Annotated in this window: 10 protein-coding genes and 1 pseudogene; 3 read left to right on the forward strand and 8 right to left on the reverse strand. The window is 42.3% G+C overall.

Annotated elements, in window-relative coordinates:
- Nucleotides 1-226 precede the first annotated feature (226 nt).
- The 3 genes from PRIP_RS05615 to maeA all read left to right on the forward strand — a co-directional run bounded on the left by PRIP_RS05615 (nucleotide 227) and on the right by maeA (nucleotide 4,242).
- The gene (locus PRIP_RS05615) at nucleotides 227-1,024 is read left to right on the forward strand and encodes an IclR family transcriptional regulator (protein WP_077912914.1); all 798 of its coding nucleotides are present in this window, start codon (nucleotides 227-229) and stop codon (nucleotides 1,022-1,024) included.
- A 320-nt stretch (nucleotides 1,025-1,344) separates the two neighbouring features.
- Nucleotides 1,345-2,703, forward strand: coding sequence for an MFS transporter (locus tag PRIP_RS05620; RefSeq protein WP_036100031.1), 1,359 nt, complete (start codon nucleotides 1,345-1,347; stop codon nucleotides 2,701-2,703).
- Nucleotides 2,704-2,706: 3 nt separating this feature from the next.
- The gene (gene maeA, locus PRIP_RS05625; RefSeq protein WP_052008741.1) at nucleotides 2,707-4,242 is read left to right on the forward strand and encodes an oxaloacetate-decarboxylating malate dehydrogenase; all 1,536 of its coding nucleotides are present in this window, start codon (nucleotides 2,707-2,709) and stop codon (nucleotides 4,240-4,242) included.
- Between the two features lie 364 nt (nucleotides 4,243-4,606).
- Here the strand turns inward: maeA and PRIP_RS05630 are convergent, their stop codons facing one another.
- The 8 genes and pseudogenes from PRIP_RS05630 to PRIP_RS05665 form a co-directional block, all read right to left on the reverse strand.
- A complete protein-coding gene (locus PRIP_RS05630) occupies nucleotides 4,607-4,987 on the reverse strand; it encodes a VOC family protein (RefSeq protein WP_036100032.1) in 381 nt (126 codons plus the stop codon).
- Nucleotides 4,984-5,723 (reverse strand): annotated as a pseudogene (locus PRIP_RS05635) (DUF2238 domain-containing protein). The gene PRIP_RS05630 and the pseudogene PRIP_RS05635 overlap by 4 nt, the downstream one beginning before the upstream one ends.
- A 74-nt stretch (nucleotides 5,724-5,797) precedes the next feature.
- Entirely contained in the window at nucleotides 5,798-6,667 is an 870-nt protein-coding gene (locus PRIP_RS05640; RefSeq protein ID WP_036100035.1) for a PhzF family phenazine biosynthesis protein, read from the reverse strand.
- Nucleotides 6,668-6,759: 92 nt separating this feature from the next.
- Nucleotides 6,760-6,954, reverse strand: coding sequence for a hypothetical protein (locus tag PRIP_RS05645; RefSeq protein ID WP_036100036.1), 195 nt, complete (start codon nucleotides 6,952-6,954; stop codon nucleotides 6,760-6,762).
- A 143-nt stretch (nucleotides 6,955-7,097) separates the two neighbouring features.
- On the reverse strand, nucleotides 7,098-8,591 hold the full coding sequence (gene yjeM, locus PRIP_RS05650) for a glutamate/gamma-aminobutyrate family transporter YjeM (protein ID WP_036100038.1): 1,494 nt from the start codon (nucleotides 8,589-8,591) through the stop codon (nucleotides 7,098-7,100).
- 241 nt (nucleotides 8,592-8,832) lie between these two features.
- Nucleotides 8,833-10,356 carry a cardiolipin synthase gene (gene cls, locus PRIP_RS05655; RefSeq protein WP_036100039.1) on the reverse strand — a complete coding sequence of 508 codons (1,524 nt, stop codon included), beginning with the start codon at nucleotides 10,354-10,356 and terminating at the stop codon, nucleotides 8,833-8,835.
- A 113-nt stretch (nucleotides 10,357-10,469) separates the two neighbouring features.
- Entirely contained in the window at nucleotides 10,470-10,982 is a 513-nt protein-coding gene (locus PRIP_RS05660; protein WP_036100040.1) for an AI-2E family transporter, read from the reverse strand.
- Between the two features lies 1 nt (nucleotide 10,983).
- Complete coding sequence (locus PRIP_RS05665; RefSeq protein ID WP_036100041.1) at nucleotides 10,984-11,583, reverse strand: AI-2E family transporter; 600 nt, start codon at nucleotides 11,581-11,583, stop codon at nucleotides 10,984-10,986.
- Nucleotides 11,584-11,593 lie beyond the last annotated feature (10 nt).

Below are 11,593 nucleotides of genomic sequence, written 5' to 3' on the forward strand. Positions count from 1 at the left end.
TTCTATTCTCGTTACCGTTCGCCGTCCGAAAAAATAATCCCCCAACCATTTTGTTCATATTGCGAACTTTATATTTCTTAATTTGAATTCAAAGCCATTATAAAACAGAATTTTGATAGCGTCAACATTGTATTTTTATTCACGAAGATACGTAATAATCACTGCTATTCCGCCACTTCAGCGACTCTAAATTGAAAAAAAGCCAATTTATCGTTATAATAAAAACATGAAGAAAATAATAGAAGATTCACCTAAAAAACATATTTCTACTGTGCAATCCGTTGATAAAGCGCTTTTATTATTAAGAATGATCAGCGAAAGTAAGATTGGGCTTTCCATTAATGATCTAATCGACAAAACGGGATTTAACCGTACAACCATTTGGCGATCGCTTAATTCTCTCGCAGAGCAAAGCCTTATCGAACGCAATCCACAGACAAAACTGTATACGGTCGGAACGTTCTTTTATTTACTGTCGAACAAAAACAATTACCATCAGTTCTTGATTCGACGTACGCATCATCTGATGAAAGCGTTATGCGAAGAGATTCACGAGAGCGTTCATCTTAGCTTGCCTCTCACGACAACAACGATTACCATCGAGCAACTCGTGCCAGAAGACCAAGTGAAGCTAATCGATTATATCCATGTCGAACTCCCCCTCCACTCGACTTCCAGCGGTAAAATCGTGCTAAGTACATTAGAAAAAGGCGATTTAGAAGCAATTTTATCAAGTCATCTAACGAGCTACTCACCAAGCACCATTACGGAGCCCGATAAGCTCCGCGCAGAAATTGCCCGTATTAAAGAAAACGGTTATGCAACAGTATTTGGAGAACTAGAAACCGCAGAAAATGGCCTTTCGCTTCCTATTCTCGATGCAAACGAACAACTCATCGCAGTTTTAAGCGTCTCCGGTCCAGAATTCCGCTTTACAGAAACAAAAATGCAAGAAGCACTTCCGGTTGCTAAAAAATATCGCGACCTCATGGCAACTGCTATACTAAGAGACACAATGGAATAGTGGCATCCCTCTGCTGAGTCCGCAACAAGCAATCTATGTGTTACAGCCCAATTTTTCGTCCTATCCAAATCAAAATGGGTAGGCGATTTTGATTTATTTGCACCTATTTTTTCACAATATTTCCGTATACTTTATTACATGAAAATCTTGGTACAATGCTATTTTTCATTATTGGAAATAAAAGCGTTGACAAAGTTTGTGATTTTATCGTAGGATAGATAGCAAATAGTGAAATGTATTTTTCGCTATTTGAATTTTTAACAATCCCCCAACTCGTTTTTTTGTAAGCCTTTACACTTTAAAATTAGGAGGATTTACTTATGACTACTGAAGCAAGCATTCGCTTAGACGATGCGCCGCTTAATAAATTTCATATTAAAATGGCTGGACTGACATTCGGTGCTCATTTCACGGATGGCTATATTATTGGGGTTATCGGATTTGCTTTGACGTTAATTCAGCCACAAATGGGGCTTACCCCGCTATGGGTTGGTTTGATTGGGAGTTCTGCGCTAATTGGTTTGTTTTTAGGAAGCTTGGTGTTAGGCTGGGTTTCTGATTATATTGGGAGACAGAAGATTTTTGTAACGAGCTTTATTATTATTACGCTTGGTTCCGCGCTACAGTTCTTTGCTGATACGCCGATGGAATTGTTTTTATGTCGTGTATTGATTGGCATTGGGCTTGGCGGTGATTACAGTGTGGGACATACGATGCTGGCGGAATTCGCGCCACGGAAACATCGCGGTGTGTTACTTGGCTCATTTAGTGTTATTTGGACGTTTGGCTATGTTGCTGCAAGCTTCGTCGGTTTCTTCATGCAAAATTTAGGACCAGATGCGTGGCGATTAATGTTGGCTACTTCGGCATTACCTGCTTTCTTAATTTTAATTTTACGAATCGGGACGCCAGAATCACCACGTTGGTTGATTAGTAAGGGGCGCAAAGATGAGGCGCTTGCGATTGTCCAAAAACATGTTGGGCCGAATGTTGTACTCGACGATGAGGCTGAAGTGGATTCGCATCAAAAACGAAGCTTCATGGCGCTGTTTAGTAAGGAAATGCGGAAACGGACGGTATTTAATAGTTTGTTCTTTGTTTGCTTAGTCATTCCTTATTTCGCGATTTATACGTTCTTGCCTTCGATTTTGAATTTGATGGGGCTTAGTGAGAACTTTGGAACCGATTTATTGTTGAATGTGATTCTAATTGTCGGCGCTGTGCTCGGGATTTGGTTTACGGTGATTTTTTCTCGTCGTGGTTTCTTGATTTATTCATTTATTTTCCTGAGTGTGATGTTGGTGCTTCTAAGCGTGCTACCGACGAGTGCGAGTTTCTTGATGATTCTTGTATTCGCTGGGTTTACGCTGATTATGTCGGCGGTTAGTAACTTGGTTGGTGTCTTTCCTGCGGAGAGCTTTCCGACGGAGATTCGGTCGCTTGGTGTTGGTTTTGCAACATCGATGAGTCGTCTTGGTTCAGCGATTGGGACGTTTTTATTGCCGATTTCGACGGCGAGTTTTGGGATTCAGTTTTCGACGATGGGGCTGGCGATTGTTTTGATTATCGGGACGATTGTCTCGATTGCTTGGGCTCCGGAAACGAAGAACTTGACGCTGACTGAGGCAGCCACGAAGGACGAACGTACGGTCAAAACCGCGCTTAAGGGGGAGAAATAAATCATGAATGGATTGCAACATACGATGTCTTCTTCTGGTGGGCTACGATTGACGGAAAAAGAGCGAGACGAGCTTAATGTGACGCCATTTATGCCGCGGCGAGTGCTGACGGTGGACCAGGAAGTGGCGCAGATGATAACGCGTATTCGGGAAATTCCGACGAATATGGCGAAGTATTTGTTTTTGCGGTCGATTAGGGATCGTGATGTGGCGCTGTTTTTTGAAATTTTGAAGGCGCATACGGAAGAACTTTTGCCGATTGTGTATACGCCGACAATTAGTGAGCCCATTCAGGCGTTTAGTCATTGCTTTGATGGGACGGCTGGGGTGTATTTGTCGATTGATCGGGTGGCGGAAATGCAACGGTTGATGGAAATGGTGAAGGCGCGTCATCCAGAGATTGATATTGTGATTGTGACAGATGGTGAGGGCATATTAGGAATTGGTGATTGGGGCGTTGGTGGTAGCGAGATTGTGGCTGGTAAAAGCGTTGTTTATACAGTTGCCGCGCATATTCCTCCGGAGCGGATTTTGACGGTGATGTTGGATGTTGGGACGAATAATCAGGAGCTGTTAGATGACCCGTATTATCTTGGGTTGCAACAGCCTCGAGCAATGGGAGATGTATATGACGCATTTATAGCTTCTTTCGTTGCGGCGATGCTTCATCATTATCCAGACGCCTTACTTCATTGGGAAGATTTTGGACGGGGTAATGCCAGCCGTTTATTGCAAAAATACCAGCATTTGTTTACGTTTAATGATGATATTCAAGGGACGGGAATTATTGTTTTAGCGGCGCTAAGTGCGGCGTTTAAGCGAATTCAGGCGGATATTCGAGCGCAGCGAATTTTCATTTATGGGGCTGGCAGTGCAGGGCGCGGGATTGCAATGCAAATAAAGGATTGGCTTGTTGGTGAGGGCTTGACGCAGGACGAGGCGGAGCGCAGCTTTTATTATTTTGGTGCTGATGGATTGATTTCTCGGCAACGTGATATGGCGGGGCTTTCTTTGGAGGAAGCTGTGACGCGGTTTCAACCGACGGTATTGATTGGAACTTCGACGGCGAGCGGGGCTTTTTCTGAAGTGATTGTGCGGGAGATGCGACAGTATTGTGAGATGCCGATTATTTTCCCTATCTCGAATCCAACAGCGCTTGCCGAGGCTAAGCCGCAAGATTTGTATGATTGGACAGAAGGCAATGTGCTTGTCGCAACGGGAAGCCCATTTCCGAATGTTCATTTTGCGGAGAGTGAATACCGAATTGCGCAGGCTAACAACGCGCTTGCCTACCCCGGCCTTGCTCTTGGTGCGATTCTTGGCGATGCGAATACGATTGATACATCGATGCTTTCAGCCGCAGCAGTTGCGATTGGTGATTTTGCAACAACAAGTGATGCTTTGTTGCCATCTGTCGCTCAGTTATTCGACGTTTCGATAGCTGTAGCAAAAGCAGTTGCCAAAACTTGTACAGAACAACGTGGAGAATTTTTTGATGATATCCTTTTCCATCAGCGTTTAGAAACGTATACTCAATAAAAAACGAGGTTGGGACAAAACTCAAGATAAAGCAAAACCGCCGAGCCATTTACTTTGGTAAGACGAAAAATTTTGCTTTACACAAATCGAGCGAAAGCGTTTGTATTCAGGGAGTTTGGAAAGGAATAACCGTTCACGTTGTTCACGCTTATATTGGGACTGTAACTCAGTACTTCGAACAGTCCCAACAAAGCGGAGCATACTGGTGTATGTGATGACTGAAAGCAGGGAGGGAGTCGTATCCCCGACCATGCGAGAAGTTAAGCGTAGCGTAAGCGAAGTAGAACCGGAAGTCCGCCAAATTCCCTGAATGCGAGCGCTTGTCGCCGATTTACTTGGGTTATGTCCCAGACTCGTCTTTCTGTTAAGCTGTAATTTCGACTTGGTTTCCTTCGCTGTCTAGGATGACACTTTCGTAATAGCCGTCACCCGTCGTGCGTGGACCGCTTTCTAGTTTGTAGCCAGCATCTTGAAGCTCTTTCGTTAAGCTATCCACGCGTTCTTTACTCCCTAAAGAAAAGGCAATATGCGCCCAGCCAAGCATTACGGTTTCTTTTTGTGTTGTGACATCTGTTCGTGTCATAATTTCTAGGCGCGCGCCGCTCGGATATGTGATGAAGTAAGATGCAAAGCCTTTCGTTTCATTCACATATTTATCATTGGCAACACCTTCGAAATAACGTGTGTAAAAATCCTTCGCACGCTCAATATCTGCCACCCAAATGGCTACATGTTCTATCTTCATTTCGCTACTCCCTCTTTTGGCGTTCTTTTTTTAAACTCAAAATTCTTCATCCATGGCTTACCTTTCTTAAGTGCCCAGTAACCGATCAGCACAAAGACGAGCGAGCCAATGACATCAACAATAATATCACCCATTGTATCTGCTAATGCCGCACGACCGACAAGTGGTGTTCCGTTTGAAAGTTCATAGCGTTGCATATTCAAATGCATCAAGCCATCAAATGTGTATTCATAAATTTCCCAAAAAGCCCCCAAAGTCACCGCAAAACAAAAGGCAAACACAGAAAGGAATCCTGGCTTCATTTTCATCACGACATGTTCGTCATTATTCAATAAATTCACAAAGGAGAACCCAATCGCACCTAGCATCGCCCCACTGAACGTATGTAGAATTTTGTCCCAATGCGGCACAGTAGAGTAGAATTTCTGGACAGTCCCTAAATAAATGGATGCGTATAAGAAAATAAGGAATAAAATATAAACAAGACCTGGAATTTCAAATTTAAATCGACGTGAAATAATAGTTGGCAATAGTAGAATAATCACACCTAAAACACACTCAAACAACAGGAAAATATAGTCGCTTCGCAATGTTTCTTTTGGCTGCCCAGCCGTCTGTTTCACTGGCGCTAGAAAAATCTCAATGGTAATAAAAATCATCGAAATACCCATCGAAACAAAAAATAAAAAATCGCAATCCACTGCGCAATGCTTAGGCTTTTTAATTTCTTTAACATGGCTTTCATCTCCAATTCTTCCAAAATACACAAATGTCATTTTTATTATAGCAGAGTTTAGGAAAATACTCCTGTTATACCACTAATTCCTTTACATAAATGGCAGTTCCCGTGATGGCGACTTTCATTTCTGATGCCGGCTTCCTAATATGAACGATTACGCGCCCATCTCGGCCTATCTCCAATCCTTGTTCTACCGTCAGATCTGCCTCCCCTTGTTTTATGTATGTCGCAAAATAGGCTCCCATCACACCAGATGCCGTTCCTGTCACAGGGTCCTCGATTGTTCCCGAAAACGGCGAAGAAAAATGTCTCCCGTGCATATCCACTGCTGAATCGACTGTTTCCAAACAAAACGGATGGATCGAAGCACGAGGTTTTTCCGTTAATATCTCCGGGAAACCTGCATTATTTGGCTTCATCTTTTGAAATGCCGTCAATGTTTTTATCGGCACAAGCAATGTCCAAATACCCGTACTTCCATACACAATCGGCATCGTCTGGTCAATATCCTGCTCCGTCAAACCAATCACTTCCGCAAGCGCCTTAGGACTCCCCGAAAATGCCTCAAAAACCGGCGCTGCTTGTTGCATCGTAATCATTGCCCGAGCAACCACATCTTGCGCTATGTTCACCGTCAAAATCCCTGCTTTAGTCTCTACCCGTATTTCCGCATCTTTAGACAAAAACTCGCAATCAATTAACGCTCCAATCGCCGCCATCGTTCCATGACCACAAAGATTCATCTCATGACCTGGTGTGAAATAACGTAGCTGAACATCCGCCACGTCCGATGTCAACGCAAAAGCTGTCTCATTAAAACCAACTTTTTGCGCCACTTCCTGCATTTCTTCCGTCGTTAAACCGTTCGCATCCAACACAACACCTGCTGGATTACCCATATTTGGAACCTCACTAAACGCATCATAATGATACACCTTCATACTTGAACCAACTCCTTTTCCGCAAAGTATACCATTATTCCCCGGGAAATAATAAAAAAAAGACCGAGCAACATGCCCAGCCTTCTTCTTGTCTATTTATTAGCATCGATTTGTTTCTGCAATTCTCGTTGCCTTTCTTTAAACATATCGATGGTTTGTTGTAAGCGTTCCTGCTGATCTTCCGTTTGTTGCCGCATCCGATCAATAATAATTTGAAAAGCTTCGGCACAGTCACTCCACGTCGTATCCTTTTGGCCATCTTTTAATGCATCATCCCGCGATTGCATATGAATAGCACCTTCTTTCGATTTCTTTTTTTATCTATCTTCCTCCTTGATTATAACAAATTATAACTCATCTCGCCAAGCAAAAAATAAATATTTTCCAAAATAAGAGTATGGCAGCAAAAACACCATACTCTAAATTTCATCTATTTCTTTTTCATTCTGTCTAAATAAATTTCATACAAGACAAAAGCAATCAATGCGAACACGACTGGTCCAGCGATCATCCAGATGGTACTACTGTAATCGCCTTTAATTGCCGGGTTGATGATTGTAAAGATGTTTGCAAATCCAACAACGATAAGCACGACACCTGTTCCAAGATATGTTTGCCATTTCTTTTTGTAAATGACGAACTCGCGTGTTAGACCTTCTTTTGCTTTAAAGAATGGGAACGCGAATGCTAGGAAAAGATAAGGTAGTGTCATTGAAACGTTCGCCATCAATGTTAATTTGTTATAGAAAGCAGAGGCATTATCGCCGCCAAATGATGCGAGTAAAATAATAACGACAACGGCTAAACATTGCATCCACATCGCAAATTCTGGCATGTTTGCTTTGTTCATTCGTGTCATTTTCTTCGGCCAAACTTCTGCTGGAGTTCCTTGAATCAATGTTTTAAGCGGTGAATAAATCAATGTGAAGAAAGCACCTGTGTACGCTAGGAACATCGATAAACCAGTAATACGAGCAAACCATGTACCCATTTGGCCGGCCGCTGCAACACTCATATGGAATGCGTTACCTAATTCAAATCCAAGATTGTACATCAAAACGTACGTAATATTCCCTAAGTTCGTTGTTTTGCCGCTAAGCACTTGTAGCCAGTTTGCACTTACGCCCCAAAGGAAAATCCCAAGCGCGTAGCCAACCGAGATGATAATCGCTGAAATAATAACTCCTTTTGGAAAGTTCTTCTCAGGATTTTTCGTTTGGTCAACTAAACCACCGACAGCTTCAATCCCACCGTATGCAAAAATCGCAAACACGACAAAAGAAAGCGTCGCAAGTGGTGTCACATACGATGGATTTGGCGATTCAACAAACGATGTCCAACCCGTAATTGGCTGTGCAAATTCCCCGCCGTTTAGCGCTAAAATAAGTAAGCTCACAAGTAACAAAACCACATTCAAGCCTGTTACTGCAATACCTCCAACTGCTGTCACTTTCGAAATCTGTTTCAAACCACGCGATGCAAAGAAAGTAATCACGATAATCCAAAGAATCGCTAGAATACCTACCGTTTGCGTCGGTGTCAGTGAAAATAAGCGCCATTCCTGCGTTTTATCCCCACCAAAAATAAAGGTCGATAGTGGAATCCAAACTTTCGAAGATGTACTTACCATCCAAATAACGTAAGATGCAAACCACATAAACGTGCCGATAAAAGCAAAACGCGGTCCTACGCTATCGTTCATCCAAGAAAAAATGCCCCCTTGTTCTTTCTTGTATGTCGAACCAAACTCAGCCATCATGAGCGCGTATGGAATGAAGAAACAGATGGCAGATAAGATATACCACGGAATCGCTCCATATCCCATTAAATAAAACGCGGACGGACTGTTGGCAAACCCGAAAACCGATGTAAAAATCATCAGTATTAGCCCAATTAATGTTAATTTCTTCACTTGTGTTGTCATTTTAATTCCCCTCTTAATTCGTCTTTTATGCCTATACCTGAGCCAAATAGCATTCTGATGTTAGATAATACACATTGAGTAGTCTGAATAATTAAATCACGATTATTCATAGTTGTAACAAATAGATATCGTGTGAATTATACCATATTTATGTCTCACACGTCACCTGTTTTTTTAAACTATCTTACGCAACATCAAAAAATACCAACCAGTTCACTAGACACCAGTTGGCATTTCTCGCTTATAAAATTGGTGATAATAAATTCGCTAACGTCTCGCGCATCCGCTTTGTTCTTGATTTCGAAGTCATTTCTGCTTTTGTATACAGATGACTTTCCAAGAAATCGGCATTGAAATCGCGTTCCATTTTCACAATCGCGTCACTTCGGTTATACAAGAATACCATCAACTCATGGTTTAATCGGAAGCTCCGAATATCAAAATTCGCCGTTCCAACTGCTGCGCGCTCTCCATCGATAAGCATCAGCTTCGCATGAATAAACGAATCATCGCGGTACGAATACATTTTTGCACCGGCATCAATCATGGTTTCGATGTAAGCATTGCTACCGTTGAAAGAAACACCGCGGTCGGCTTTACCAGGAATAATCACCCGTACATCAATACCACTCATCGATACGCGGCGAATAACAGCGAGCGATTCTTCATCGGGGACAAAATAAGGACTAGCAATCCAGACTGATTTCTTCGCAGAATCCATCAAATCAAGCATCGCATCACGAACCCACTTCTCTTTGTCATACGGGCCGCCATAAACGATTTGCACCCAATCATCGGCTTTTTCCGCTGGTTTCGGATTCAAATAACGCGCAATGCCGGCTTCACTAATATATTCATCCGCCGCACCAGCCCGATTCTCCATGTACACCCAATCCGTTAGAAACGATTCTTGCAACTCGATAATACCAGGGCCTTCGATTTTCACATGCGTATCGCGCCACACCTCGAAATCTGGCGTGTTACTACGATACTCTTCCCCAACATTCAAACCACCTGTAAAACCAATTTGGCCATCAATGACGACCATTTTGCGGTGATTTCGTAAATTCGCGGTACGAGCAATCCAGATAGAACGAACCGGGTCATACGCATGAATTGTAGCTCCAGCTTGTTTTAATGGCTCTAAAAACTCTGGCTTCAAATGTGCCGAGCCCATGCCATCGTACATAAAACGCACGGTTACTCCAGCCTTGGCTTTTTCAATTAAAATATCGCGGATTTCTGTAGAAATAGCATCTTGACGATAAATATAATATTGAATATGAATATGATCTTGCGCTTCTCGTAACGCCGCCAAAATGGAAGGAAATGTCTCTGAACCGTTTGTTAAAAGCGTGACTTTATTACCGTTCACAGGACGAATATCCGTGAGCGCGTACAAGCTTTTTGATAGTTCGGGTACTTCCTTGTCCGATTGATTGATTGGTAAATTATGTACGGCATCAATCAATTTTTCCTTTTCTTTGATTTGATTTGCTGTGAAAATACGATTTTGTGGGTTTCTACCAAAGAATAAATATAAAACAACACCTAAAACTGGTAACACAAGCACCGCGGCGACCCATGCGATTTTTGAAGTGGTATTGCGCTGGTCCCAAAGAAGTAATCGTACGACCACAACAAGCGTCATAATTTCTGCTACGATTGTCACCACTGTTAAAATAACTCCAGACCAAGTGTATAAGAAATAGCCTACCAGCGCAAAAAGCACAACAATAACGATAAACTGTATTAATTTCTGCATAAAATCGCTCCCTTTTCTTCATTATGTTCCCTTATTATACATGGAAGTGCATGTTTTGTCCTCTTTCACCTGCAAAATACACCGCACCCTAACGATTAGAATGCGGCATAATACTATTCATATTTCCATAACTTGAAACGGCCTGCGTCGTGAAAATCCTTGACGATAACGGTGACAATTGGTGCTAAAATTAGGCCGATAATGCCGAATAGTTGCAGGCCAACATACATTGTAAATAAAGCCACTACTGGGTTTAGGCCAAGTTTTGTGCCGAGAATTTTTGGCTCAATAAAATTACGGATAATGGTGATGACTGTGTATAAAATCAGTAATTCGATTGCAAAACTGAAATCTCCGTTGATAAATGTAAGTAGCACCCATGGAATCATGATTCCGCCAGTTCCAAATACCGGTAACATATCGAAAACTGAAATTCCTAAGGCAATCCAAATCGCGTTAGGAACACCTAGAATCGTCAAGCCGATAAATAGCTCAACACATGTAATTCCCGCGATGATAAGGTAGGCTTTGATATATTCGACCGTCGTTGTTTTGAAATGCTGGTGAACATCATGAGCTACCCGGTTAACACGCTCTGGCAATTGACGACGTATAAACGCGCCCACTTTATCGAAATCCCAAACGATAAAAAAAAGAAAACAACATGCTAAACGAGAAGAAAATGAACATGCTCGGCAAAGACAAGGTCACATTGGCAATCCAGCTCGCGATACTTCCTGATAACGAGATCATAAATGTACCTGCTTTTGCAATAATTGCGTGAAAGACATTCATGTATTGATCGGCAAGTTCTGGCGCCACGTTATGAATCCATTCAGCACCCCAATCTTCAATCTGTTGTAATGCTGGCAGAATATCATTTTGGTAATAGCCTGGAATCTTACCAACAGAGCTTCCCAATAAATGAAATAATTCCAATATGCCAAATATTAGGAGCGTGCTCACGATGGCGTAAAAGATTAACATAACCATCAACCCCCACGCCTTGCGATTTCTCCATCCTGTCTTACGGGCTAGCAATCGTGTAAGCGGCATGCACATCCAAGCAAGTGCGAATCCTATCAAAAAGGGATATAAGAGTGGCAAAACATATTTTAGCGCTAAGAAAATGATACAGACAATGCTAGCAATATACAAAAAGTGGATCAAAAACCGTTTTTGCTTCTGTACATCATGTTTTTTGGTTATTGGCGATTTGGCCTCCATGATGGTGATC

Source organism: Paenilisteria riparia FSL S10-1204, assembly GCF_000525995.1.
GTDB classification, from domain to species: Bacteria; Bacillota; Bacilli; order Lactobacillales; family Listeriaceae; genus Listeria_A; species Listeria_A riparia.

Excerpts from the sequence above, each read along its gene's own strand:
- PRIP_RS05645 (WP_036100036.1), bottom strand. The coding sequence starts at position 6,954 with ATGCAATCGCGGGATGATGCATTAAAAGATGGCCAAAAGGATACGACG.
- maeA (WP_052008741.1), top strand. The coding sequence starts at position 2,707 with ATGAATGGATTGCAACATACGATGTCTTCTTCTGGTGGGCTACGATTG.
- PRIP_RS05665 (WP_036100041.1), bottom strand. The coding sequence starts at position 11,583 with ATGGAGGCCAAATCGCCAATAACCAAAAAACATGATGTACAGAAGCAA.
- yjeM (WP_036100038.1), bottom strand. The coding sequence starts at position 8,591 with ATGACAACACAAGTGAAGAAATTAACATTAATTGGGCTAATACTGATG.
- PRIP_RS05640 (WP_036100035.1), bottom strand. The coding sequence starts at position 6,667 with ATGAAGGTGTATCATTATGATGCGTTTAGTGAGGTTCCAAATATGGGT.
- PRIP_RS05620 (WP_036100031.1), top strand. The coding sequence starts at position 1,345 with ATGACTACTGAAGCAAGCATTCGCTTAGACGATGCGCCGCTTAATAAA.
- PRIP_RS05615 (WP_077912914.1), top strand. The coding sequence starts at position 227 with ATGAAGAAAATAATAGAAGATTCACCTAAAAAACATATTTCTACTGTG.
- cls (WP_036100039.1), bottom strand. The coding sequence starts at position 10,356 with ATGCAGAAATTAATACAGTTTATCGTTATTGTTGTGCTTTTTGCGCTG.
- PRIP_RS05630 (WP_036100032.1), bottom strand. The coding sequence starts at position 4,987 with ATGAAGATAGAACATGTAGCCATTTGGGTGGCAGATATTGAGCGTGCG.